Annotated in this window: 26 protein-coding genes; 7 read left to right on the top strand and 19 right to left on the bottom strand. The window is 39.0% G+C overall.

Features of this window, described 5'->3' with window-relative positions:
• Positions 1-55: 55 nt before the first annotated feature.
• The 17 genes from DTA23_RS28400 to DTA23_RS02855 form a co-directional block, all read right to left on the bottom strand.
• On the bottom strand, positions 56-1,483 hold the full coding sequence (locus tag DTA23_RS28400; protein WP_112373784.1) for an alkaline phosphatase family protein: 1,428 nt from the start codon (positions 1,481-1,483) through the stop codon (positions 56-58).
• Between the two features lie 196 nt (positions 1,484-1,679).
• Positions 1,680-2,426, bottom strand: a complete 747-nt coding sequence (locus DTA23_RS28395; RefSeq protein ID WP_256602679.1) for an alkaline phosphatase family protein — start codon at positions 2,424-2,426, stop codon at positions 1,680-1,682.
• On the bottom strand, positions 2,416-2,517 hold the full coding sequence (locus tag DTA23_RS28390) for a twin-arginine translocation signal domain-containing protein (RefSeq protein ID WP_256602678.1): 102 nt from the start codon (positions 2,515-2,517) through the stop codon (positions 2,416-2,418). The genes DTA23_RS28395 and DTA23_RS28390 overlap by 11 nt, the downstream gene beginning before the upstream one ends.
• 56 nt (positions 2,518-2,573) lie before the next feature.
• On the bottom strand, positions 2,574-3,920 hold the full coding sequence (locus tag DTA23_RS02920; RefSeq protein ID WP_112373584.1) for an IS5 family transposase: 1,347 nt from the start codon (positions 3,918-3,920) through the stop codon (positions 2,574-2,576).
• A gap of 250 nt (positions 3,921-4,170) precedes the next feature.
• Positions 4,171-4,932, bottom strand: coding sequence for a tryptophan synthase subunit alpha (gene trpA / locus DTA23_RS02915; RefSeq protein WP_112373783.1), 762 nt, complete (start codon positions 4,930-4,932; stop codon positions 4,171-4,173).
• Between the two features lie 3 nt (positions 4,933-4,935).
• Positions 4,936-6,120, bottom strand: coding sequence for a tryptophan synthase subunit beta (gene trpB / locus DTA23_RS02910; protein WP_070562076.1), 1,185 nt, complete (start codon positions 6,118-6,120; stop codon positions 4,936-4,938).
• Entirely contained in the window at positions 6,117-6,743 is a 627-nt protein-coding gene (locus DTA23_RS02905; protein WP_112373782.1) for a phosphoribosylanthranilate isomerase, read from the bottom strand. The genes trpB and DTA23_RS02905 overlap by 4 nt, the downstream gene beginning before the upstream one ends.
• A gap of 1 nt (position 6,744) precedes the next feature.
• Entirely contained in the window at positions 6,745-7,734 is a 990-nt protein-coding gene (gene trpD / locus DTA23_RS02900) for an anthranilate phosphoribosyltransferase (protein WP_070562080.1), read from the bottom strand.
• 361 nt (positions 7,735-8,095) lie between these two features.
• Positions 8,096-8,563: a hypothetical protein gene (locus tag DTA23_RS02895; protein ID WP_146752998.1), complete on the bottom strand. Its 468-nt coding sequence runs from the start codon at positions 8,561-8,563 to the stop codon at positions 8,096-8,098.
• A gap of 151 nt (positions 8,564-8,714) precedes the next feature.
• Positions 8,715-8,936, bottom strand: a complete 222-nt coding sequence (locus tag DTA23_RS02890) for a DUF2795 domain-containing protein (protein ID WP_028072584.1) — start codon at positions 8,934-8,936, stop codon at positions 8,715-8,717.
• A 122-nt stretch (positions 8,937-9,058) separates the two neighbouring features.
• Positions 9,059-9,817 carry an ABC transporter ATP-binding protein gene (locus DTA23_RS02885; RefSeq protein WP_112373780.1) on the bottom strand — a complete coding sequence of 253 codons (759 nt, stop codon included), beginning with the start codon at positions 9,815-9,817 and terminating at the stop codon, positions 9,059-9,061.
• Complete coding sequence (locus tag DTA23_RS02880) at positions 9,799-10,590, bottom strand: lysophospholipid acyltransferase family protein (RefSeq protein WP_112373779.1); 792 nt, start codon at positions 10,588-10,590, stop codon at positions 9,799-9,801. Before DTA23_RS02880 ends, DTA23_RS02885 begins: the two co-directional genes overlap by 19 nt.
• 66 nt (positions 10,591-10,656) lie before the next feature.
• Complete coding sequence (locus tag DTA23_RS02875; protein ID WP_112373778.1) at positions 10,657-11,571, bottom strand: substrate-binding domain-containing protein; 915 nt, start codon at positions 11,569-11,571, stop codon at positions 10,657-10,659.
• Between the two features lie 4 nt (positions 11,572-11,575).
• On the bottom strand, positions 11,576-12,046 hold the full coding sequence (locus tag DTA23_RS02870) for a DsrE family protein (RefSeq protein WP_070562276.1): 471 nt from the start codon (positions 12,044-12,046) through the stop codon (positions 11,576-11,578).
• Between the two features lie 31 nt (positions 12,047-12,077).
• Positions 12,078-13,058: a c-type cytochrome gene (locus tag DTA23_RS02865; RefSeq protein WP_112373777.1), complete on the bottom strand. Its 981-nt coding sequence runs from the start codon at positions 13,056-13,058 to the stop codon at positions 12,078-12,080.
• Positions 13,059-13,138: 80 nt separating this feature from the next.
• A complete protein-coding gene (locus DTA23_RS02860; protein WP_112373776.1) occupies positions 13,139-14,041 on the bottom strand; it encodes a LysR substrate-binding domain-containing protein in 903 nt (300 codons plus the stop codon).
• A gap of 61 nt (positions 14,042-14,102) precedes the next feature.
• Positions 14,103-15,473 (bottom strand): dipeptidase, encoded by a 1,371-nt coding sequence (locus DTA23_RS02855; protein ID WP_112373775.1) that lies wholly within the window; start codon positions 15,471-15,473, stop codon positions 14,103-14,105.
• Positions 15,474-15,580: 107 nt separating this feature from the next.
• On the opposite strand from DTA23_RS02855, the gene DTA23_RS02850 reads away from it, so the two are divergent.
• From DTA23_RS02850 to DTA23_RS02820, 7 genes are all read left to right on the top strand, one after another.
• Positions 15,581-15,895: a hypothetical protein gene (locus tag DTA23_RS02850; RefSeq protein WP_139144912.1), complete on the top strand. Its 315-nt coding sequence runs from the start codon at positions 15,581-15,583 to the stop codon at positions 15,893-15,895.
• 7 nt (positions 15,896-15,902) lie between these two features.
• Positions 15,903-16,454 (top strand): RNA polymerase sigma factor, encoded by a 552-nt coding sequence (locus tag DTA23_RS02845; protein WP_070562291.1) that lies wholly within the window; start codon positions 15,903-15,905, stop codon positions 16,452-16,454.
• Positions 16,447-16,800: a hypothetical protein gene (locus DTA23_RS02840; protein WP_112373774.1), complete on the top strand. Its 354-nt coding sequence runs from the start codon at positions 16,447-16,449 to the stop codon at positions 16,798-16,800. The genes DTA23_RS02845 and DTA23_RS02840 overlap by 8 nt, the downstream gene beginning before the upstream one ends.
• A gap of 188 nt (positions 16,801-16,988) precedes the next feature.
• The gene (locus DTA23_RS02835; RefSeq protein WP_112373773.1) at positions 16,989-19,712 is read left to right on the top strand and encodes an outer membrane beta-barrel protein; all 2,724 of its coding nucleotides are present in this window, start codon (positions 16,989-16,991) and stop codon (positions 19,710-19,712) included.
• Between the two features lie 18 nt (positions 19,713-19,730).
• Positions 19,731-20,519: a GLPGLI family protein gene (locus DTA23_RS02830; protein ID WP_112373772.1), complete on the top strand. Its 789-nt coding sequence runs from the start codon at positions 19,731-19,733 to the stop codon at positions 20,517-20,519.
• Between the two features lie 252 nt (positions 20,520-20,771).
• On the top strand, positions 20,772-23,489 hold the full coding sequence (locus DTA23_RS02825) for an outer membrane beta-barrel protein (protein ID WP_112373771.1): 2,718 nt from the start codon (positions 20,772-20,774) through the stop codon (positions 23,487-23,489).
• A gap of 1 nt (position 23,490) precedes the next feature.
• Entirely contained in the window at positions 23,491-24,282 is a 792-nt protein-coding gene (locus tag DTA23_RS02820; RefSeq protein WP_112373770.1) for a GLPGLI family protein, read from the top strand.
• Between the two features lie 61 nt (positions 24,283-24,343).
• On the opposite strand, the gene DTA23_RS02815 is transcribed toward DTA23_RS02820, so the two are convergent.
• On the bottom strand, positions 24,344-24,523 hold the full coding sequence (locus DTA23_RS02815; RefSeq protein ID WP_070562307.1) for a BF3379 family histone-like protein: 180 nt from the start codon (positions 24,521-24,523) through the stop codon (positions 24,344-24,346).
• Between the two features lie 118 nt (positions 24,524-24,641).
• On the bottom strand, positions 24,642-26,780 hold the full coding sequence (locus tag DTA23_RS02810; protein ID WP_046674056.1) for a S46 family peptidase: 2,139 nt from the start codon (positions 26,778-26,780) through the stop codon (positions 24,642-24,644).
• Between the last annotated feature and the right edge of the window lie 105 nt (positions 26,781-26,885).

The following is a 26,885-nucleotide window of genomic DNA, read 5'->3' as shown; positions in this document are numbered from 1 at the left end:
CAAGGAAGATTTTATAAGAATGGGAACATTTTCTAGATGCTCCCATTCGTGTTGTTTATCGGCTTAATAAAGGGTCACTTTTTCCGGCATTTCCAATCTCTACACGACCTGCATATCGTTCTTCGAAGTTTAGAAAACCACTGCAAGTAAGGCTGAAGTCGTACCAATAGTTTTGCTTAGCCAATTCAAAATGTATCGTGATGGATTGTCCACCTTTAAGTTGCAAACTTCTTTTTTCTTTTCCATAGCTGAGATCCTCAAAAATAAGTTGCTCGGTTGTTTTTCCATTGTTTGTACAGGAGAAAGACAAACGGCCAGTAAATGCTGCTTCATTTTTACTTTTTTCATACGTACATCGGATCTTTACATGTGGATTATCCGCGTCGCCTTTAAATTCCCGATAAAATCCGTTTGGACCATGGATTTCGAGGTGGTACATTCTTTTGTCGAAGGCATCTAGCGGCCAATGGTCTGTTACATAATCTCCTGGAGCAACCGCATAATTTCTGGAGGTTCCAACTTCTCCTTTGTAGCTAGCAGCATGGTAAACTGTAAATGGTGCGCCTGCGGCCTGTTTGCCAAAAATTTTATCTGAAGCCTCAAATGTGACCAGGTAATCCCCTTTGGATTGGTATTCGCCATGCACATAAAGTTCATAAGGAAGGATACATGAATCCCGAAGCCCTTTTTCTTGTTTTGGGAAATAGGGTGAACTGCCGGGGTCTTGCTCTATTTGTTTGATCTCCATTGCGCTAAGCGCTTTGAACCCCATGGGAAGACCTTTGAACTTGGCTTGGTGAATCTCTTGGATAAAAGGTTCCCGCTCCAGCACAATAGGTTTGTTCATGGTTTCGCCATGATAGGGTCTAAATGCTGAAGTTAAGTCTCCACATACGGTACGCCGCCAAGTGCTGATGTTAGTTTCTTTTATATTTTTATTGATTTTGTGATTAATAAACTTCTCCAGGAATTGTAAACTGGAGGTATGGTCAAACACTTGTGAATTGACCCAACCGCCTCTGGTCCACGGAGAAGCAATAATCATCGGTACACGATAGCCAAGACCGATATTGCTTTCTCTGCCGCTTTCAGGATAATATTGCTCATCGCGGCGTACAAATTCCAACGCAGGGTTTATTCCTTCGGATACTTTTCCACTTTCTGTATCATCAGGGTTTGGTGCTGTAAAGGGTGCAAAGTGATCGAAATACCCATCATTCTCATCATAGGTAAGTATAAAAATTGTCTTTTTCCAAACTTCTGGATTTTGGGTGAGAATGTCCATAATTTCGCTGACATACCATGCGCCGAACCAAGGAGAATCGGGGTGGTCAGAAAAAAGCTGGGGCGGAGCTAACCAAGATACGGTTGGAAGTTTACCCTCCTCAACATCTTTTCTGAATTGATACAGGACATCTCCTTTAGGGATCTGTAACTCGCGCTGTTGCCCTCCTTCTTGATAATGCATTGTTTCCAATTCCATATAATCTGGCTGCGCACTGTTGTTAACAAAGGCACGGCGATGAATATCTTTTGTCCGCTCGTCGAGCTTTTCAAAGTTATCGGCTGTATATCGCTGTAATTCTTCTTGAATATGCTTGAGATTTTTCTTTAAATCTTCAAGTGCATCGGCAGCTGGTGTTTCGCTAATTTTGCGCTCGAGATCTTCTTTTTTAGAGTTAGGAGCTGACGATAGCGGGGATGATATTTGACTTGATATTGTGGGAAGTACTCCATCGGATTACAACCAAAATTGGCGAGCCAGCTGTTGCCTCTCCACTATAACCAGCACTGCTTGAAGAAATTTCATTTTGATAGATTTTCCAGTCTACGCCTAATTCCGAAAGGCGTTCGGGAAAAGTGGTCCATGTTGCTTTCCCGCTAAACTCGGAGTCTCCATTCCAAACTAAGGCTTTTCCTGTCAGATTTTCCCGGATATTGGCCGTCCAGAAATAAAGCCGGTTTGGATTCGTGCCGGTGATGCTCGAACAAAAGTGTTGGTCACAGATTGTGAAAGAGTCTGCCAGAGAATAGTAAAAAGGAATGTCTTCACGGGTATAATGTCCCATAGTCAACGGTAGATCGGCAAATTCTTTAAATCCAGAATGTTTTACATCCAACCATCTGTTCATTTTACCCTTATTCCTTGCGTCGGTTTGATCGGTCCAGTTGTGCGGAAGACAGCCCATCCAGGTAACTTTTGAATCTTTGATATCCAATCGGAAGGGGGCAAATGTTTCTCCGGATTTTTGCGTCTGAAACCATACTTTATTTCGATTGGGTTGACGGATAGCTCTTGGGTCATTGAAGCCTCTTACACCACGTAGTGTTCCAAAGGCATGATCAAATGAACGGTTTTCCTGCATTAATAAAACGACGTGCTCGGCATCATAAAAGGTGCTGCCCAATGCTGGATTAATAGCCATCGCCTTCGCATAGCGGATGGAATAACATGGGAGAGAGATGCTCCCCGGCAAGCATAGCCGCTTTCTTTAAAAAATCTCTTCGTGTATCCATGGTTATATCAGTATAGATTTGACGGGCCGCCTATTGCTTGGTTAATTAGTCGTTCCTTAACAAAACCCACTATTTAATTTATTTTTAAAAACAGGATTAGAAAACAGCATAATTTGTATCTTATAAAATAAGAAAATAATTTTCTGTTTCAGTAGTTCCATCATTTTCTTCATGTTCCAAGCGGTTGCAGCTAGTAATGCATTGATTTGTGGTCCCGTTTCTCCCATGAAGTAATTTTTTGCCAGCCTAAAATCGGTTTTTAAATGTCCGATGATAGGTTCTATTGCCGCTCTGGTTCTAAATTTTTTGCGCTTTGTCTGCTTTTGATAAGCAGTGTCTTTTTTTCTTGGAGTGCTTGGGATGGAGATTTTCACGCCCTTTATTTCTGATTTTCCTCTGCCACCTCTATCGTAAAGGAGTTCTTTTGGGAGCTTTTGACCACCGGTTTCCATCTGTTCCAAAAGTGGTTCTATGGTGTGACCATCGTAAGGAGTTTGCAAAAATGCTTTAATCCCGAGAATGATTTTCTTGCCTTTGTTGGCGGTGGTTATCAAACCTACCTTATTCCCAAATTCATACTGGCTATGCGCTTTTCCTTTGGCAATACATCGGGTAAAAGGCTTGTGAATGCTGTAAATTTTATCGGCATCGTTTCTTTTTTGTGTGACAACCTTGGTGTACAATGTCATTAAATCTTTATAAAATTCTTGCTGTTCTGCATTAAAATTCCGTTGCAATTCACGAATCAGTCTCATGGCGATGGTTTTGAGCTGTCTTTGAGATTTCCTTGCCGCTTTTGCCCGCTTGGGATGTTTTCCGTTGTAGGTGTTGCGCACCATTTGTTTGCTGACTTTTGTGTAGCGTTGTCTTTGTTTTATGCCTTCATTTCCGGCTATTTTGTTGCAATAATCGATCACTTTTTTGCACAATTTTGCATCGGTAGGAAAAGAGGTATTATTCTCCTGAACGGTAGTATCGGACAAAACAAAATTTGAGGTGTTCGTCTTGGCATCGTGCATTCTTACGCTGTAGGCAAAGATTTTTTCGATACCTTTTTCGCCAATTCTTTTTCGGAAATGAACAAAATTACTCGGGTCACAAGGAAATTCGTGTTCAAAGAAAACCCTGCCACAAAAATGCTGCATATAAGGATTCATGATCCAGGCTTTTTCCAACGTCTCATCGCCCAAATTATACAAATGTTTCAGTAGCAAACAACCCACCATAAACCGAATCGGATGGCTCGGATTGCCCACTTTGGAATACAAGGGCGAAAATTCTTTCTCAAAATAATTCCAATCTATTTTTTCTGAAAGTAGAACAAGTTCATGCTCGTGGTCAATAAAATCCACCAACATTGGGCGGAATAATTCTGGCTTCTTTTCTGGATTTTTCCCCAACATATTTGCAAGGTTTTAAAGCTCGAAGATACAAATTCTTGCAATAAAAAACAAGCTATTTTAAACCCAAAATACTAATAATCAGTAAATTATAGGTGGTTTAAGGAGAGACTAATTAAGGCAGCAAAGATATTCTCTTTGAAAAAATACATTTTCAAAACCGTCTTAAAAATAAGAGTTCGATCCAAGAAAAAAGACTTTAGATCGAACTCTTATTAAAAAAATAAGGCTTTGCTAATTTTTAGCCTGTAGGTTAAGCTTTGATAGACGAGATAAATGCTGGGATTTGGTCGAGATAATCCGGTTCCTTTAACCGTTTTACAAATGCAGTACCTATAATGGCACCCGCCGTATGCTTGCTTGCTTTTTGAAAGGTCGGTTTATCGGAGATACCGAAGCCAACGATCAATGGATTTTTTAATTGGAGATCATGTATCCGCTTAAAGTAAGCTGCTGTATCGTCTCCAACATCAAGTGTTTTACCCGTCGTTGCATTGGAAGAAAGTAAATAAATAAAGCTCCTAGAAAGGCTGTCTATTTTTCTGACGCGTTCTTCAGAAGTCTGCGGTGTTACGATGAATATATTGGCGATCCCATTTTTCTCGAAAGTCTCTTTGTAAAGTTCTTCGTATTCATCCATTGGTAGGTCGGGTATAATGACACCATTAACGCCTACATTTTTACATGCTTCACAGAATCTTTCCACACCAAATTGAAGTACAGGATTAAAGTAGCCCATCAAAAATACGGGGATACTGACATGCTTACGCAGGTCATTCAACTGATTAAATAACTTTTCTACAGTCATACCATTTGCCAAGGCAATTTCAGAACTGTGCTGAATGACAGGTCCATCTGCCACTGGATCGGAATAAGGGAAACCGATTTCCAGAAAGTCCGCGCCGGCATCTTCCAATTTCTTTGCAATATGGATTGTGCTGTCCAATGTTGGATACCCAGCTGTAAAATATATCGATAAAAGGGGGGTACCTTCTTTTTTCTCAATTGTATTCATGCCTTAAAAATCAAAGTATTTCATATAATTATCTAGATCCTTGTCACCACGTCCAGAAAGACAGACAACGACAGTCTCATCGCCTTTAAAAGGTATTTTTTCCAGATAAGCCAGCGCATGAGAACTCTCAATAGCCGGTATGATACCTTCTAATCGCGTAAGCTCAAGACCTGCACGCATCGCTTCGTCGTCAGTTACGCTGACATAGTTACCTCTACCGGATTTGAATAACCAAGCGTGTTGGGGGCCAATACCGGGATAATCGAGTCCCGCCGATATGGAGTAAGGTTCGATGACCTGGCCATCCGCTGTTTGCATAAGTATAGATCGGCTTCCATGTAAAACTCCCTCTTTTCCTAATGCTGTTGTAGCAGCGGATTCGCCTGAATCAACACCGTGGCCAGCGGCCTCTACGGCATACAATTGAACCGATTCTTCATCGAGGTAATGATAGAACATACCTGCCGCATTGGAGCCTCCACCGACACAGGCCAATACAATATCTGGATTTTCTCTTCCTGTTTTTGTCAAGAGCTGTTTTTTCGTTTCGGCAGAAATAATAGACTGAAAGCGAGCAACCATATCGGGATAAGGATGTGGTCCCACAACAGACCCAATGATATAATGGGTGTCGACAGGATTGTTGATCCAATCTCGCAAAGCTTCATTGGTAGCATCCTTTAGCGTTTTGGACCCTGATGTTGCCGGAATAACTTCGGCACCCATCATTTTCATCCGTGCTACATTTGGAGCCTGACGTTGAATATCAACTTCTCCCATGTACACTGCACATTGTATACCTTTGAGCGCACAGACGGTCGCTGTGGCTACGCCATGCTGTCCTGCGCCTGTCTCCGCAATGATGCGCTTTTTGCCCAGGCGTTCCGCTAATAGAATTTGGCCAATGGTATTGTTGATTTTATGCGCTCCGGTATGGTTAAGATCCTCCCGTTTTAAGTAAATCGTAGTTCCATATTTTTCAGATAGACGCTTGGCATGATATAATGGAGAAGGACGTCCGACATAATCGCTGAGCAGTTGGTTAAATTCCTCCTGAAAGCTCTCTTCTTCGATAATTTTGAGATATTCTTCACGTAGCTCTTTCACATTTGGATAGAGCATCTCAGGGATATAGGCTCCTCCAAAGGGACCATAATATCCTTTTTCATTGACTTGATATATACTCATTTTTTAATTGTATTTATACTGTGGCTTAATAGCGCAATATCTTTTAAGCCGGGTTCTACTTCAAATTTTGAATTTAAATCCAGGGCATATAGTCGTGGATCATTTCTTTCTAGCGCTGTTTTGATATTTTCGGGATCTAAACCACCGCTGAGAAAATAGGGGGTAGTAAGTTTGTATTGGTCCAATAGGGACCAGTCAAATTGTACTCCTGTACCACCATAGGAACTACTTTTGGTATCAAATAAAAAGTAGTCCACAACTTTAGCGTAAGGATCAAGCTGTATCCAGTCAAAGTTTTGATCAACTCCGAAGGCTTTCAAGATGATAACCCCTGATTTTTCTTTCAATTCAAGACAGAATTCGACAGATTCATCGCCATGCAATTGAATTACATTTAGTTGGAATTCAGTTATTTTATCTAGAATTGCTGAGAGGCTAGCATTGACGAAAACGCCGACTTTGCTTAGACCGTCAAGCTCCTTAATGTATGCGGAGGAGCTTTGACCAACATAACGTTTGGATTGATCATAAAATATAAATCCCATATAATCGATGCCCAAGGAAGCTACAGCGGTTATATTGTCGGGATATTTCATACCACAAACTTTTACTTTGACCGCCATTTTATTTTTTGATTAGTTTTTGGAAACTTCGTAAAGCTTTACCTCCCATCAATGAACCTTCTGCTTCATAAAAACAGTCGCCAAAAGATTTTTCGGGGTTAAAGGTCTTGATCGCAAATGCGGCATTGGTCAAAACAACATTGTTCTGCACATCTGTACCCTGATTGTTCAATATCGATAAGAATGTGTGGGCGGCATCCGCTATCGTTTCACCTCCTGTCAGCTCCTGGGCTGAGACTGGGGTGAAACCAAGCTCTTCCATGTTGTAGTAATTTTCCCCTTGGTTGTTGATTAACTTAAAATCACCGGTCATGGATATCTCGTCATAACCGTCCAAAGCATGAATAATGGAATATTGTTTGTTGGTGTTTTGGTATAAATAACCATATAGTCTTGCCAATTCTAAACTAAATACACCAACAGACTGAAATCTAGGATTGGAAGGATTTGTCAATGGCCCTAACATGTTAAAGAAAGTCTTAACACCCAATGCACGACGTATCGGGGCAACAGTTTTCATTGCAGGGTGAAACAATGGTGCATGGAGAAAACAGATGTTGGCTTCATCAAGCTGGCGTTGTAGTTCAGCCTTATCGTTGCTGAATTGATAGCCTAAATATTCCATGACATTGGAAGAACCACAGCTCGAAGATACCCCGATATTACCGTGTTTTGCGACATGGTAACCAGCCCCAGCTGTGATAAAAGATGCTATTGTCGAGATATTAAAGGTATTTTTACCATCCCCACCTGTACCGCAAAGGTCAATTAAATCATAACCATCAAAATCCAGTTTGAGACATAAATCATACATCGCATCCCTAAACCCTCCAAGCTCTTCAACGCGAATGCTGCGCATACCATAAGCGGTCATAAATGCCGCAATTTGGTGGCTGTCATATTTGCCCATGGCAATGTTGGTTAGAATCTCGTAGGCCTCTTGCCGAGAAAATGTCTTGTATTCAAATAAATGCGCTAAAATTTCTTTCATGGTAATTTAAATAAAAAAAGGGCTTACCTTATTTAGGCAAGCCCATCATATCTTGACGTATTAATCAAATAATGCAATAGGAATTTGCCACAACGTTATTCGTTGTGCCACCACCAAGCTTTATTTGAGACAGTTGTTATCATTGTTGTTTTTATTAATACAAATATGGTTGATAGAATTATAAAATGCAAGTGTTTTTATTGAAAAATTTTTAAGAAAGCATCATTGGCTTAATATTGCTCACAAATATGCTGTAAAATAAAACCTGATAAGCGCGCATTTATGTAAGCCTGAGCGTGATATTTAAGGGTTATAAGAGCAGGTATCTGATAAAATGGGGGCGATGAAAACAAGATGAAAATTAATAGAATACAAAATGAGCCTTATTGTTACCTTTAGAGACTAATGTAAAAGAAGCTATTTTTCTATCACGAATAACGGCAGCAAATACAAAACGCTTGAGGTATTTGACAAAGTAGACTTGTTGTGGATCAATACCTTCGAGATCGATATCACTTGTTTCTTTTCTTCCCGCTTGAGCAAAGCTAAGATATTCCAGTTGGTTGATATTTTTGCTCTGTACATTTATCCTGATTTCATCGATGCTTGCCAATAAGTATTCTTGCAGGTCTTCGTTTAGTTTTTTTGATGTGATTAGATCTTGACTTAGTATAATATCAGTAGCTAGACTAGGATCATGTAAACGTTGGACAAACCTTTTTAAAACAACAATATATTCATTGGATGTTTGTTGTTCCTGAGCAAATAAGCTTTGGCTGACCATACAGCTAATCAATAGAAACAACAACAGCTTTAATTTTATCTTCATATCTGTAAGACTTAGCTTCATCTAAATGGATTAAAACCAGGGAATAAAAAAACTCGGGAGCTAATCGGTATACACCATACTGAGGTGTCTCCGAAAAGAGGGGGATGTTTTCAATAAAAAACGCCTTTATTAAAAAGGCGTTTTTTATTTTTTAGTATTCATCTTCATTGAAGAAGAAATCGTCTTTTGTTGGATAGTCGGGCCAAATTTCTTCGATATTTTCATATGGCTCACCATCGTCCTCAAGAGATTGTAAGTTTTCAATCACCTCAACAGGTGCACCCGAACGAATAGCGTAATCGATTAATTCATCTTTTGTTGCTGGCCATGGTGCATCTTCTAGATGCGAAGCTAATTCTAATGTCCAATACATATAAAAACAATTTAAGTTCTCTATTTTCGCAAAACTATGATTTAATTTAACTTAAGCAAGTAAATCACGTGTTATTTTTGTGGTTTTAATGTAAGTAGTTGATTTTTAACGTTATAATATTTTTAGATATTCTCAAAATCACTTCCCTTTTCGTTTAACGCATTAAGTCTTGGGGACACGGATTTAATATCAGGATTTGGATAATCATTTTCGATCAAGCCATCTCGCATGCGTACAATACGGTGTGCATGTAATGCGATATCCTCTTCATGAGTCACTAGGATAATGGTATTGCCCTTGGAGTGAATTTCTTCCAGTAGACCCATAATTTCAATAGACGTTTTGGTATCAAGGTTTCCTGTTGGCTCATCGGCAAGTATAATGGATGGATCGTTGATCAACGCTCTTGCAACAGCCACACGTTGTCGTTGTCCTCCTGAGAGCTCGTTCGGCCTATGATCCATACGATGTCCTAAGCCGACACTTTCCAATGCTGCAGTAGCTTTTTCCTCACGTTTAACTTTATTATAGCCCGCATAAATTAGGGGAAGTGCAACATTTTCAAGTGCTGTATTCTTTGGTAATAGGTTAAACGTTTGAAAGACAAAACCAATTTCTTTGTTTCTTACTTCGGCGAGTTCATCGTCAGTCATGTCACTCACATTAATCCCGTTGAGGATATATTCTCCCCGGCTAGGGGTATCCAAACAACCGAGAATGTTCATTAACGTGGACTTGCCTGATCCTGAAGGCCCCATTAAGGCAACAAATTCTCCTTTATTGATGTTGAGTGTAACGGAGCTTAAGGCATGAATTGTTTCTGCACCAATTTGGTACTCTCTGGCAATATCCTTGATTTCGATTAAGATCTTTCCTGACATATTTTTTGGAGGTTCTCTAGGTTATGAAAATACGATTTATTCTTCATAATCCAATAGGAATGCATTTTGTCATATACAACTTTTTCTAGTTCCGATGCATTATCATCGTTAAAATCTTTAGTCTCTATCGGCTTGAATACATGTATTTTAACTATTCCCGGCCGAGACCCTCTTTTCGAGCCGTCATCGAAAAAGATATCCCAGGCATTTTCTATAATAATGGGTACTGTGGGAACGTCATTCTGAATAGCAATTCGAAAGGCTCCGGATTTAAATGCGTGAATCTTTGGGGGGAAACCATCGTCGATTTTTCCTTCTGGGAAGATAACCACACTTCTTCCGCTTCGGACGAGTTCATTGGCACGTTGAAAAGCCTTGAAAGAAGATACTTTACTTCTTCTTGTGACCGGGATATCTATTGTTTTGAAAAAAATGCGTGTAACCGGGTTTTTAAGCAGGGAAGCTTTTCCAATAAATGAAAAAGGAGCTGGGCACAAGTAGGTAAGGGCTGTTATATCCAAGACCGAAGTATGATTGGGACACAATACCATGGAACGGTTCCAATCTATTTTTGATTCATAGCTCACCTTAAAAAATACACCAGCTAAGGCCGAACCACCAACTGATACCCAGCGTCGCATACGGGCAATCCGAGCATAATTTTTTTCGGGACGTCGTGCTAAAAAATAGATGTAAGGGAAAAACAGAAGAAAAACAAGTAGAACGCTGATAAAATACCAATACCGATGGAGTTTTTTGAGCAATAGGATCATACAAGTCAACTAATTTTGACCTAAAGTAAAAAAAGAAAATGGATAATTAATTATCCATTTTCTTTTTTAGTCTACTGTAAAACCATACTTCTTGTAAATACGCTTGGCTGTTGGCGAGTCCATGAATTTTAAAAAGTCATCTGCAGCCTGCGTATGCGGTGCGTTTTTCAATTTTGCAGCAACGTAAGTTGCGGTTGTATTTTGCGCATCAGGAATGGTAATCCCTTCGACAGGATGGCCAATTAGTTTTTGATAAACGACTTCAGAAGCCCAAACTGGAGCCGCATCAGCCTGTCCATACAATACACGCATGGGGCTTTCGCGATGGTGGATCTTAGTCAGATAAGTGCTGCCGTCATTGACCTTATCTTCCATGATTTTTTTGACGAGTTGTTCGCCCCCGGCTTTTCTATAGGATGCTTTGATCTGCTCCCCAATTCCTTCCCATTGGGGATTAGGCATGCTGATACGAACTTTGTCATTCCCCAGATCATTCAATGTGCTGATATTAGCGGGATTTCCTTTTGGAACCATCAAACAGATATTGTTATAGCAATACACCTGCGTATGGCTAAAATAGTCTGCCATTTCGTTGATCGCCCGTTTACTCGCCGTGTAAATATCGGGTTTATGCGTAATGCGGAGATTGCCTATCGTAATTGAACCGCCTTTAATCTGCTTGGCTAAAATGCCTGGTGGCAGTGTTTCAACAAAAATACGTTCGTATTGTGGGTATTCTTGTTTGAATGATGCGAGTAGATCATCGACGACCATAAATTGATTGCCAGCGAAAAAAACGGTAAGCTGCGGATTCTCGATATCACCATATAAATCTGGAATATTGTCTATCCCAGGTACCGTAAAATTTAGCGCCGATTCTGGTGGAGTATTCCAGGGCGGATCAAAACGATGTTCTTGTGCCTTAATTTCCTGGACACCCAATAATGCTATTGTTAGACCAAGCAGTAGAAAATTTCTCATTATACTATGGTTTAACGATAACCCAACCTTCATTTGCGCGTAAGATTAATTCACCATTTCCGCTAGGAACATAACCTATAAAATCAAATAGCTCTTCTTTGGCAATATGTTTCTCTTCCAACGTATTCAGGCATTGCGCTACGATAACGCCTTTCTCGACGAGATCTTTCAAGGGTTTCTCGTATTGGCTGTTCTTCTTTAGGTAAGCTTCGGTACCGCCAGAAAATGCAACCAATTCAATTTGTAAACGCCCTTTTAATCGCGGGTCCTTCAAGACATTGTTAATATTGCGAATTGCTTTTTCAATTGTTTTTGGATCATTGCTGTCCAGTTGATAGATAGCTTTATACGCTTTTTTCTTCGCAACGGCACCGCTGTATTGATGGTTATCGAGCAACAATTTATTGTCCTGTGCTTTCGCTTGAATAGTCATTATCGCTAATAAAATACAAGCGATTGTAAATTGTTTTTTCATATTTATTATTGATTTAAAGGGATATGTATGTTTAAAAATTAAAAGGTCCGAGTTTATGTTGTTCTATACTAATGTTATCGGCATAAGGTGGATAGGGGCTATCTTTGGGCTTTTTGCTTAGATTAGGATAGTCCAATTGCTTATCTGTTTTTTGAGGTCTATCGAAAGAATTGATATACGCCGCCACATCATAGGCTTCGTCGTCTTTCAACTGAGGTGCATCATAAGTTGCGCCTAAAGGCATATTCGCTTTGATAAAACGGGCCGCGGTAAGCAATCGTGCCATCCCCGCGCCATCATTGTAGCTGTCTTTACCCCATAAGGGTGGATATTGATATCCTTTGCCAGCTGTTTGAGGCAGCCCCTGTCCGTCGCGTCCATGACAACTGGCACATTTGTTCTCAAAGACCACTTGACCATGTTTCAGGTCCGCCGCACGGTTGGGAATATCCATTTTTATAAATCCTTGGCCTGCCAACCGACCTTTATTAACTGTATTCACGCTGATGTTCTTGATATAGGTGACAATAGCCCTCATTTCCTTGCCGTTTTCGGGAATAGCTCGACCATTCATACTCCGCTCAAAACAACCATTGATGCGCTCTTCAAGTGATTCAATCTTATTTTCTCGTCCAATATAGGTTGGAAAGACATTGGTGAGCCCGACGTAAGGAGCAGCAAAAGCCTTTGTGCCGCCATTGAGATGGCAGCTGCTACAGGCCAGCTTGTTTCCAATCTTGACCTCACCATCATAAAAATAATCGTATGTGTTTTTAATTAGCTTTTCACCATAACTGGCCATTTCACCTTCGGGGCTATCTTTGAAGGAGATTTCCTTAAATTGGGAAACGTGTGTAATAAGGGAGTCGTTGTGTATATCAATAGCATCTGCTTGGTTTTTCCGATTCTCATGTTTGAGTGGAAACACACATAAAGTTGTACAAGTAATGACCAATGCGACGATGATCCAGCTGAGTGCCTTTAAGTAATTTGTAAGTTTTTTATAATCCATTCCGCTAATTCATTTGTACAAATCTATGCGGCTCCAACCTGGAATTAAAACGAAGTTTGTTTATGAGACATAACATTTGGTTATAACTTGAAGTTTTGCCGTAGACAGAATTGCAGAAACTGGTTGGGCGTACCGGCAAGTCCTCCATATAAATGGGTAAAATAGAAGTAACGTTCTATTGTCAATGGTGGAATATCGACAATGGTCAATAGATTATTTAACACTTCTTTTTGCACCGTATGAACTGACAAAAAAGCAAAGCTGTTGCGACGGGCAAGGTAGCCTTTGATACTCTCTGTTGAAGGTAAGATCATTTCTATCTGTACTTCGGATAGATTGATGCGGTTATCTTTTAGTGCGTTCTCAATAATTGTTCGTGTACCCGAGCCCTGCTCGCGTAGTACCAAGGGTAAGCGTGTGATATCGGATAATACTGGATTTTTTAATTGATCTAATAGTGGGTTTTGGCTATTTGTGACAAGAACCAGTTCATCCTTCATAAAAGGAATGTATTTCAGGGCCCGGTTGTCGGTAGACCCCTCCGTGATACCTAAATCCAATGTTTTATCAATAAGCTGTTCCTCAATACTGCGGCTATTGGATTGAAAAGACTGAATACGGTTGTTGGGGTATTGGGATAGAAAATCAGCAAGTAGAGCGGGTAAAACATATTGGGATATGGTTGTGCTGGCTCCTAACACCAGATTTCCTTTTCGTCCTTCTTGCAATTCCTGTATTTCTTGGCCCGCCTGATTGTATAGATTAATAATCTGTTGGGCATATTTATAGAGAATTTGACCTGAATCGGTTAAATTAAGATTGTTACCCTTTCTTTCGAAGAGTGGTACGCCAAGTTTCTTTTCTAGTTCTTGGATGTTTTTGCTTACTGCTGGTTGCGAGATGAAAAGGGCAGCGGCCGTTTTGGTGAAGTTAAGGTGCTGAGCAGCAGTGTAAAATACAATTAAACGAAAATCAAAATCCATAAAACGATAAAGGGTTATTTCTAAAATTTAAAAATAACCCTTTATCTAATGAAAAACTAAATTATTTGCTTAGTTCCGCGTAATATTTATGAAATAAAGGTATTGTTGAAATTCCCATTAGGTAATTCTCAATACCATATTTTTCATTTGGCGAGTGCAGGTTGTCACTATCCAAACCGAAGCCTAGAAGTACTGTTTTTAAACCCAATACTTCCTCAAAAAGAGCAACGATTGGAATAGATCCGCCACCCCGAGTTGGGATCGGTTGAACACCAAATGTTTCATGTAGCGCTCTCTCTGCTGCTTTGTAAGCAATGCTGTCGGTCGGTGTCACGACAGGCTCACCACCATGATGGGGCTTTACTTCAACTTTCACATAATCTGGTGCAATAGATTCAAAATGTTTTTTGAAAAGCTCCGTAATACGGTGAGAGTTTTGGTTTGGTACAAGACGCATGGAGATTTTCGCATTCGCTTTTGATGGAAGTACTGTTTTGGCGCCTTCACCGATATAACCACCCCAGATACCATTTACCTCCAAGGTTGGTCGAATACCGGTGCGTTCTAATGTTGTGAAACCTTTTTCTCCCCAGATATTTTGGATACCCAGGTCTGTTTTGTATTCTTCAATGTCAAAAGGTGCTTCATTTAATGCTTTGCGTTCTTCGGCAGTCAATTCGACAACATCATCATAAAATCCAGGGATAGCGATATGATTGTTTTCGTCATGTAATGATGCAATCAGTTTTGCTAATATCGTCGCCGGATTGGCTACTGCTCCACCATATACGCCGGAGTGTAAATCTCTATTAGGCCCCGTAACTTCAACTTCAACATAAGAAAGGCCGCGTAAGCCAGTTTCTAAAGAAGGTTGCTCCATGCTGATCATCGAGGTATCAGAAATAACGATAACATCTGCTTTCAGTCTCTCTGTATTTTCTTTAACAAACGTGCCCAAATTGACTGAGCCTACTTCCTCTTCACCCTCAATCATAAATTTGATGTTACATGCTAAAGCATCATTTTTAATCATGTATTCGAAGGCTTTTACATGCATATAAAACTGACCTTTATCATCGGCAGAACCACGTGCATAAATTTTGCCATCACGGACCGTCGGTTCGAAAGGAGGGGTATCCCACAGCTCGTAAGGATCAGCAGGTTGTACATCGTAGTGACCATATGTCAACACTGTAGGAAGTGCCGGATCGATAATTTTTTCTCCATAAACGATTGGATTACCAGCGGTAGGACAGACTTCTACATTGTCGGCTCCGGCTTCACGCAATTTCTGAGCAACAAAGTCAGCAGTCTTTTCCACATCTCCTTTAAATTTAGGATCGGCACTTACTGATGGTAAACGCAATAAATCAAACAACTCATCTAAAAAACGTTGCTTGTTTGCTTCTACATATTCTTTAATGTTTTGCATATTGTTTGTGTTTGAAACAAATTTACACAAATCGACACATTTAACTCAATTTGTTGTAACCTTTTCGGGAATAGCCGTGACTAATGTAAAAACTAATTCAAATAATTATGGAAAAGCAATCAGTAGCAGCCGTTTTGGGCGTCGGATTATTTACGTGTATTACCTTGTGTGTTTATTTTATTATGCGTTATCGAAGTGCCACAGTACACCTACCTAGCGAAAGTAGGAAAAAGGAGTCTTTGGATTGGCAAAAACCCGGAATTTTGGTCCTTGGTATCGGAGTAGGTCTGTTCATTGTCGGGATTTTGGATAACTATATCAATACAGACTTGCCAGATTCACTTGCCGTAGCAATTTTGATTATTTCTGCAGGAGTTGCGATGATAATTGCTAACCGATTGGATAAAAAACGCGATATTTAACCCGCCAATGGATGAAATCTATATTCGAAAAGTTCTGTCAGGTGATGTGGAATCTTATCGTTATTTTATAAAAACGTATAAGGATATGGCATTTTCTGTCGCTCTTTCTATTGTGAAGGAAGAGCATTTGGCAGAAGATGCCGTTCAGGATGCATTTATAAAATGCTATCAATCGCTGTCTTCCTTTAAAGGGAAATCTAAATTTAGTACCTGGTTTTACCGGATTGTGGTGCATGTGGCTTTTAATGCCGTTCGACATAAGAAACTGGACCTGGTCAATTTTGATCTTTCCCACCATGACACATCGCATGAGGATTCTGTATTGGATGAAATAATCGCGCATGAAAGAAAAGAAATGATCAACGATGCACTCACTATCCTGCCCGCCCGGGAGTCTGTTGCATTACGTTTATTTTATTTAGAAGAACAGTCTATGGATGAAATCCAGGAAATTATGGGCTGGACATTGGCAAATACAAAAGTGATCTTACACCGGGCCCGTAAAAATATGCAGATCATCTTGAGTCAGTTAATTAAAAAAGCAGAGTATTATGGATAAGCAGCAGGAAAAATTCAGAAGGGTTATGCAAATGAGCAAAATAGAAATGCCATTCGACGATTTTGAACAACGGATCATGGGCAGCATCGTAGCGCTTGAGAAAGATAAAGAAAAAGCCCTGTCAAATAAAAAGTATGCGATTACATTTTTTCTCCTCGGGACTGTTTGCGGAATCCTGTTAAATAATTATCTGATGTCCAAAATTGAAGTTGCAGACATAACCCCGGATCTTAAAAATTATAGTGCGATAGCTTGTCAAATATCTTTTGCCCTATTGATATGCTTCTTTTGTCTGCAGTTGTGGCGGTTGATCAATATGCAACAGAAAAAACATTATCAAGTCTAGCAAAAAATCTTTTTTTGAGTAAAGGTATAGGACCTGAGTTTTTGTACAAAGGACTTCCTATTTCGTTCAAATAGTGGGGGCGTGGGCCAAAATTAGTTTTTTTAGAAATAAAATTAAATTTACTGTAACAAAACATTGGTTTTATCTACTAATGTTATATTGATATTAATTTACTATCCAACAATTTTATGAAAAGAGTTTTACAAATGCTCTTATTTTTCATTTTTGCTATTCCTGGTCTGGCTTTGGGTCAATCCAAGATTGCTGGAAAAATAAGTGATGTAAAGGACCAACTAAAGTTATCAGACGCAACAGTTATGCTATTGACTGCTAAAGATTCTATATTAACAGGCTTTACCCGGTCTGATGAAAATGGTCTATTTTCCTTAGCCAAGCCCGATACAGGATCTTATGTGCTTATTGTGAGTTACCCTAAGTATGGTGATTTTTATACGGAGATCCAATCCGGTGTGGATTATTCCAAATTGGCTATTGGTCTAACAAACACAGCTACATTATTACAAGAAGTCATCGTTACGGGCCGTATCCCAATCACTATTAAAGGTGATACCACTGAATATGACGCCGGCAGTTTTAAAGTTGAGAAGAATGCCAAAGTTGAAGACCTGTTGAAAGCTTTGCCCGGCATCACGGTTGATGCATCTGGAAAGATTACTGCACAAGGTAAAACAGTCAAAAAAGTATTGGTAGACGGCGAGGAATTTTTTGGCGATGATCCGACGCTGGTAACGCGCAACATCCGATCGGATATGGTGGATAAAGTTCAGGTTTACGAGAAAAAATCCGAGCAGGCAGAGCGAACAGGAGTGGATGATGGTCAGCGTGAGCAAACTATCAATGTAAAGCTAAAAGAAGGCTCTAAAAATGGCATGTTCGGAAAAGCGCTTCTTGGTGGTGGAACCGACGACTACTATATGGGGCAATTGATGTTGAACAAGTTTAAGGGTTCGCAAAAAATATCAGTTTATGGGCTTTTCGGTAATAATGGTACCACGAGCATGAACTGGCAGGATGCCCAAAAGTATGGTGGTGATTCAGGTGTATCCTATGGTGATGACGGATCGATGAGCTGGTCTAATTTTACGGATCCTTTTTCTGGACAAGGAGTTATTGGTGTACCTAAAGCCATAAATTCGGGCGTTAACTTCTCGGATAAATTTGATAAGGATAAACATACAGTCAACATTAACTATAAATACGGAAGACTGAGCAGTGATGGAAATGATGAGACGATTACAACAGGTTTGATCAATAACAAATCGGTGAAGAATGTAGATACTGAAAATGACCAGCATCGTGCGAATCTGAAATATGACCTGAAATTAGATTCGTTAAATCTCTTAACCATACGAGGTGGAGCATCAAGAAAGAATCTTTGGTCCTATAATACACGCGAAGCTTATCAGTTCTCAAAGGCTGGTGATATCTCAATTGCGGAAATAACAGATGAGCTGGTGAAAAACAATGTGAATGAATTAAACTTTAGCACCTATTTTACACATAAATTCAAGAAAAAAGGACGTTCTTTTACATTTGATGGTCAATGGAAAAGAAATGAGATGAATGGCACTGGGCATTTAAATTCCTCTCTTAAAAATAATGATCTAAATACTGAAACAAAAACGGATCAAGATAAAGTCCGTAACAATAAAAGTGATGTTTTAGGAGCCTCTATATCTTACACCGAACCCCTATCCAAAATTTGGAATCTTGTTGTGGGAACTGGAATAGAACGAAGTACCAATACATCACTCGTGGAATCGTTCAATAATGATGGGCAAGGAAATTATAATCAATTGGATCGAAAGTTTAGTAATAATTATGATTTTGATAGAAATAGCAGTAGATATAAACTTGCGATAGTCCATACAACTGAAAAGCTCAAATTTACTGTAGCCAATAATTTTAATAATGACAAACTGAAGCAGTTTAATAATTATACAAGTCAGGGGATTACAAGAAGTTATTTTACCTATAACCCAAATGTAAGTGCAGGTTATTCTTTTACAAAGACAAAAGGTTTATGGATGAACTATACCGGTAAAAATCAATTACCTTCCATGAGCCAGATCCAGCCTGTTTTGGACAACTCAGACCAGATTAACCGTTATTTAGGAAATGAAAATTTAAGACCATCGTTTAGAAACTCATTAAATCTGAATTATAATTCGTTCCGTGTGTTGACCGGGAATTACGTGTATGTCGGCGGTAATATTTCTACCGAAAGAAACCCGATAACACAAAATATTGATACATTGAACGGGATCAATACATATACTTGGAATAACGTTGAGGGTAAGACCAATACTTCCCTGAACGTATGGTCTGGAGTTTATTTCAAATTGAGCAAAAAACTTGGCCTGTCCAACTCGCCACAGTTTTATGTGAATATGAGTGATAATTATAATATGTTCAATCACCAATTGAATAAAGTAAATACGACGAACTTTAATTTTACGTATAATTTTAAAAGAGATACCAAGACAGGTTTAAATTTTGACCTGAACTTTAGTCCACAATATCGTTTGATGAAATCAAGTTTGGAACGCAATACCAATAGCAATGGTTTCGTATTCGCTTCCAACGGAAGTGTGGAGTACTTCTTCAACAAAACATTTAAGGTTTACACGAATTATACCTACTCCTACGAGGCAGCGACCAAAGCTTTTGATGAGAAGTTTGAGCAGTTTTTGTTGCATCCGGGTGTAAGCAAGAAATTCCTGAAAAATGAATCGTTGGTGTTGGATTTTATGATCAATGATGTTCTTAACCAAAACAAGGGCTTTAGTCGTTCGGCATCGACTTCTGTCTTTACGCAACGTCGATATGATACGATACGCAGATATTATATGCTTAAACTATCATGGGATTTTACAAAAATGTTTTTATAAAATATTAAGCGAAATACAATGTTAAAATATATCTTTTTTCTCTTCTTCTGTTGTTCAGCCTTTGGTCTTAAAGCACAGTATACGTTGTTTGGTCGATCGGGAACTATTTCCTACGATAAGACGATGTATATGAAGAATATCGTAAGTAAAAAATTCATCGCTAAAGCCGATGATAACTCAAAACAATTTTTTGAGCGTATAATACCGAGATTACCAGAAAGTGCCGTGTTAAAGAAGTCTATGAAATTTAAAACCACGGAGACTTTGTTTGAGTCGGTAAAAGACGAGAGCCTGGATGCGGAGATTAAGCAGTATATTATGATGCTTGCGCTAGACTTTGATGCATCCACACTTTCAAATATGTCCAACCGATCTTTTTTGAGATACAATGATATTGTAGGTGAAAAAATTATTGTTCAGGATTCCATGAAGCGTATCAAATGGAAAATCACCGATGAATACCGTGAGATCGCTGGGTACAATTGCAGGAGAGCCAATGGTATTACACCGGATTCCATTTATGTCATTGGATATTACTGCAATGAAATTCCGATCAGTGGTGGCCCAGAGTCCATCAATGGTCTCCCCGGAATGATTTTAGGCTTGGTTGTACCTAGTCAGCACGTTTCCTATTTTGCAACAAAAGTTGAACTCAGCAACACCGTAGTGATGGACAAAAAGAAATTCGAGAATACCAAAGTCAAACGAATGACAAGAAAGGCCATGACAGATCAGATTACAAGTGTGCTGTCTCAACACATGAATAAAGAAACTGTTCAATTTATTATGGAACTTGGCAATTTATAAAGATCACAGCATGCTGTTTATACAATATGTTGCATATTTCTAACTGTTTAGATAAAAAAGCTCTTCAAAAGAAGAGCTTTTTTTATGGTTTTTAGTTTGTATTGCATTGTTAGTCAATTGTTTGTTTTATTTTTTAATACCTTTTTATTGCTTGTATTTTTTTGAGATAAACTAAAATTAACTGAAACAAAATATTAGTTTTGTGCACGAATTTTATTATTTATATAATTATATACTATCCAAAACCATATTATGAAAAGAGTGGGGCAACTACTTTTACTTCTTTTATTCTGTTTCTGCGGAATAGTTCATGCTCAATCCCGAATTGAAGGAAAAATCAGTGATGTAAAAGATCAGCTTAAGCTGCACAATGCAACCATTATGTTGTTAACAGCCAAAGATTCTATTTTGACCAATTTTACCCGTTCGGATGAAAATGGTAAGTTCGCTCTTGAGCGTCCTGATACTGGACAATATTTTATCATTGTCACCTATCCGAAGTATGGTGAATATTATGCAGAGATCTTGCCAGGGCAGCATTACAATAACCTATCTATTGGAATGACCAGCAGCGCAACCCTATTGGAAGAGGTAATTGTTATGGGGCGGGTACCCATTAGTATTAAGGGGGACACGACGGAATATGATGCTGGAAGTTTTAAAGTGGAAAAGAACGCCAAAGTTGAAGATTTGTTGAAAGTCTTACCTGGGATTACCGTCGATGCCTCTGGAAAAATTACTGCCCAAGGAAAAACAGTGAAGAAAATGCTTGTTGACGGGGAAGAGTTCTTTGGTGACGATCCCATTTTAGTAAGCCGGAATATTCGTTCTGATATGGTTGACAAAATTCAGGTCTATGAAAAAAAGTCTGATAAGGCTGAGAAAACAGGAATTGATGATGGTGAACGTACACAGACAATTAACGTGAAGCTCAAAGAGGAAGCCAGACGCGGAATATTCGGAAAAGTAGATGTCGGTGGAGGGAGTGATAAGTTCTACGCTGGACAGGTCTTTTTGAACTATTTTAATCAATCGTTTAAAGCTTCGGCTTATTTGATTGCAAGTAATACAGGGAAGAGTGGACTCAGTTATGAGGAGGTATCAAGCATGGGGGGAGATTACGATAGAGGCGATAATTTTAATGGCGAAGGTATTCCCAAATCCTTGAATACAGGATTTTTATATTCGGATAAAACCGCTAACAAAAAACATGCTTGGCGGATCGACTATAAGCATATCCGATCTGATGTTGATCTGGATCGCAGTGTGTTTACGCGCAATGCGGCACGCGACACGATATTGACTAGCAATAGCAGCACATTGGCGTCAAATGAGAACAGAAAGCATAATATTGGTTTGAAATATGAATTTAAGGTCGATTCCATGTCGGATTTAACGGTCTGGGCAGGTGCAAACAAAAGACATGATAATAGTTCTTCAGAGACACAATCAACTACTGTAAATCAATTTGATCAAAAGATCAACAATAACATGCGGAAGTTTACGAACGATTCTAAGTCAGAACAGTATAATGCCTCAGCACTCTATGTAAGACGTTTTAAAAAGAAAGGCCGTTCGTTATCATTCAACTATTTTACATCAGGTAATAAACAGGATGGTGAGCAAGATTTGTTTTCTAAACTCAAATTTTACAAAGAAGGGAATGCTGAAAGAGATTCGACTCTCGACCAGAAGAAATTTGTGAAAAACAGCTCTTTTTCCACGGGCGGTGAATTCGCTTATTCCGAACCGATTTCAAAAAAGATGATCCTTTCTTTTGAATATGGATTGAATCTCAACAGAAATAACAACGCAGTTAGATCTTTCGATAAAAATCAGCATACCGGTACTTTTGATAGGCTAGATAGTTTGTATAGCAATGATTTCTTATATAAAACGATAAAAAACACCTATAATTTCGCAATTAATTATAAACCCCTGGAAAAGCTAGTGATCAATGTCTCGAATAAGTTCGAAAACAGTAATCTGTCACAGTTAAACCGGATGGAAAATTCGAGACTCTCACGATCTTTTTTTGTCTATAATCCGGTGGCTAATGTTAATTATGAAATACAAAAAAATAAATCGATCAATCTGGAATATCAGGGTACCAATGGTTTGCCTTCTTTGAATCAGATCCAGCCACTCCGGTCGAATTTGGACCCTTTGAATGAATATCTAGGTAATGAAAATTTGAAACCCTCCTACACCAATAATTTGAATCTAAGCTTTAGAACGTATTCCGTATTGGAAGATAAGTTTATAGGTATATTTTTGAGTGCATCACGTACCAACAATGCTTTGGTGCAAAATACAACGATTGATTCATTGGGCAAGACGACATTTGTCTGGGGAAATTTGAATCATAACAGCAATAATCAAATTAGCATCAGGCCAATGTATTACGGCAAATTATGGAAAAAAATTCAATTGAGACATGGTGGCGGTCCATCGGTATCTTTCAGCAACAATTATAACTATGTCAATACTGTTTTGGCGAATGCCAAAGTGCAGCGTTATGCGATCAATTATAGTCTACAGCGATCGACCACCAAAGGCTTGGACTTTGGTATTGAATTGTCTCCAGGATATCTTATACAAGACAATTCCATCGGTGCAATGGAAGATAGTAAGGGATTTACGTTTTCATCTGAAGGAAACCTAAAGTATTTTCTTCCGGCTAAATTTATTGTGCGGGCAGATTTTAGCTATACGTATCAGGCACCCACGGCGGTGTACAGTAAAAAATTTGAACGATTTGTGCTGAGCCCTGCATTGTCAAAAAAATTCCGAAAAGATGAAAAGCTCGAATTGACCTTTATGGTTAATGACCTCTTCAAACAGAATGTGGGTTTTGACAGAAGTCAAAATGGAACACTACTGACGGAACGCCGATACAATACAATCAGTAGATATTATATGGTTAAGCTCACTTGGGAAATAAATAAAATGCTCGTAAAATCGAAATAAAATGAAAGATATCAAAAATTTACTCGTCCTATTGCTGTTCTTTTTCTGGGGAGCTACAGCTGTTGGACAATATGCTTATTTTCCTACACAAGGAACAATTACGTATGACAAGACTATGTTTCTTAAAAACCTCCTCAAACGCTATGCAACTTATGCAAAAGACGAGGATACACGAAACTCCATCAAAGAAATGATGGGGCAGATTCCCGAAAATCAGGTGTTGAAAAAGAAACTGACCTTCTCCAATGATGAGGTGCTCTATGAGCATATTGCTGAAGAGTATTCGGACGTTGTTAGTGGCTTGATGCGCTCTGGAATTTTTGAGTCGGGGATAAGTGGCTATCAAAATTTGAAAAGTAAAGCCTTTAATTCTGTCTTTGAGTTAGGCGGGGAAAGGGTTGTCGTGGCGGATTCGACATTGAAGATCAAGTGGAAAATTACGAATGAGTACCGTGAAATTGCAGGTTATCCCTGCCGCAGGGCCAATGGACTTGTATTGGATTCCATCTATGCCGTTGCTTTTTATACGGATCAAATCCCTGTTTCAGGAGGTCCTTCGGCCTTTAATGGACTACCGGGAATGATCCTTGGTTTGGCCGTTCCGGAACTACATTACAATATGTTTGCGACGAAGGTGGAATTGGGCGCTGTAAATCCTTCATCGGCAACATTGTTAAAGAAGAAAGATAAACCCTTGACCAGGCAGCAGGTTTATGATAAACTGAAGTCCTCTTTCGGTGATTACCTGGGTATTAAGATTTATAATTTGGTGATGGCCTGTACATTTCTGTAGCAGCCAACAAAAAAGGCCTTTCATTTGAAAGGCCTTTTTTATGTCTAACTTCGAAAAAAAACTATTTTCCGTCGTTTTTCTTAGCAGTAACTTCGTTACGAAGTTCTTGTGCTAAGGTTTTGATTTCTTGTAATCCTTTACGTACACGTGTACCAGCTGCAGAATTACCATTGTTGAAGAACTTGTCTGCATCAGCTTCGATAGAAGCTACTAACTCTTTTAATTTTACGTAGTTTTCCATTTTTTTATAATTATAATTTTAGTTTTTATGGTTTTTCCTAAACACTCCTTAAATATACAAAAACGAATCAAATAGAAAATAAATTTCGTTTTTTTTTATCGAAAAAGCTTAAAAAAAACTATTCAACAATCTTAAGTTCGTCAATAATGTTAGTTGCACCTGCAAATTTATCGATGATAAATAATACATAACGGATATCAACTGAAATTGTACGTTGTAGCTTATGGTCAAAGATCACATCACCAGCCATTGCTTCAATGTTACCATCAAAAGCTAGGCCAATTAATTCACCGTTGCCATTTATCACTGGTGAACCTGAGTTTCCGCCTGTTATGTCATTGTCACTTAGGAAGTTTACTGGTAAATGTCCTTTTTTGTCCGCATAGCGACCATAGTCCTTATTATTGTACAGATCCATCAAACGCTGTGGCAAATCAAACTCCTCGTCGCCCTTTTTGTATTTTGCAATAGTACCTTTTAACGTCGTGTAAAAGTTCTTGTCAGCATCGTTACGCGGGTCTTGTGGTAAGCCTTTGATCGAGCCGTAAGTTAAACGTAAAGTACTGTTCGCATCCGGATAGAATTTACCTTTTGGATTAGAAGCCAATACACCAGCAACATATTTGCGATAAGCACCTTCAAATTTGTCGTCTTGTGCTTTCCAGCTAGGATCTACTTGACGGTATCTGTTAAGTAGGGCCGAAGAAAGTTTATACAATGGATCATTGGCTAAGATTTCAGCGTTAGGGGTAGCCAGATAATTGTTCAAACGTTCCGCTGAAGCGAAGATGCTGTTCTTCACAGATTCTTTGACATACGCCGTAAAATCGCCATTGTTTTTAGCCGCCAATTCTGCAATATATGGTGCAATATTTCCTGCTTTTTTAGCGTAAAGATTCAATTCGTCAATCAATACCTGCTCTTCAAGCGGCATATACATTTTTTCATAACCTGCATCGATGGCCGACTTTAAACGAGGAAGAATAGCATTTCTTCTTGCTTCATCTCCAGCAGCATAAACTTCTAAACCGGATCCGATTGTATACGGTAACGCTGCCATTGCGCTAGAACGCAGCATGCCCATTAAATAATTGTCATGTCTAGCTTTCTCGTTTGTCGAAGCATAAAATTCGTTGATTGTTTTGATGACATCACCGTACTCTGCTTTGTTAGCAGCTTTATTTGCCCATTTGTCAAATTTAGCTTCGTCTTTTGCTTTCGCTTCCGCCGTTTTATGTAATGTCAAAGCGTCAATCATTCCTTGACGGTTTTTCCAGTAATTCGCTACTTGAGAGTATTTCGAAGCGTAGTTCAATTTGACTGCCTGGTCTTGGTCCATGAATTTTTTCATGGCATCCATACCTGTTTTAGAAGCTTCTACCCAAGCTGGGTAAGCGAATTTAACATTTTGGTTGATGCCACCAGAAGGCATCCAACGATTGGTGCGACCTGGATATCCTAAGATCATTGCAAAATCTCCTTCTTGAACACCTTTTAAGCTGACAGGTAGGAAATGTTTTGGTTTCAAAGGAACATTATCTTGTGCATACTCTGCGGGATTCCCATTTTTATCAGCATATACGCGGAAAATCGAGAAATCTCCGGTATGACGGGGCCATTCCCAGTTATCGGTATCACCACCAAATTTACCGATGCTATTTGGAGGCGTGCCCACCAACCGAACGTCATTGTAATCTTGGTATACAAAATAATAGTACTCATTGCCTTGATAGAACGATTTTACTTCAACCACATACTTGCCATTTTCGCTATTTTCCTTTTGGATTTTAGCAGTCTCAGCAGCAATGATCTTTTTACGTTCATCTTCAGACATTTTGTTGTTGACCAAACCTAAGATTCGTTTTGAAACATCATCCATACGCACAAAAAAGCGAACCGATAGAGACTTAGGTTTTAACTCTTCATTTTTGGATTTGGCCCAAAAACCATTTGTTAAATGATCATTTTCTGGTGTAGAAAGTTCTGCAATAGCACCATATCCACAGTGATGGTTGGTGAATACCAATCCTTGATCAGAAACGATCTCAGCGGTACAGCCACCATTGAATTGTACGATTGCATCCTTTAAGCTCGAGTGGTTAATGCTGTAGATTTCTTCGGCACTTAAGCGAAGTCCTTTTTTCTGCATATCTGACTCATTCAGACGCTTTAGATACATTAAAAACCACATTCCCTCATCGGCAAATGCAGCAAAGCTTGTTGTGATGAACAACAAACACATCCATAATTTTTTCATATCAACCTGATAAAAAGTTTGTTTATACAGTACAAAAATGCTTTAATTCTCTTAAAAACCAAAATATTAGACTTTATAATATGCTTTTTGCCAATTTTTATGTCA

It is taken from the genome of Sphingobacterium multivorum (assembly GCF_900457465.1).
Lineage (GTDB): Bacteria > Bacteroidota > Bacteroidia > Sphingobacteriales > Sphingobacteriaceae > Sphingobacterium > Sphingobacterium multivorum.
Note: the sequence above shows the minus strand (reverse complement) of the source record. Positions and strands in the feature narration are given on the sequence as shown.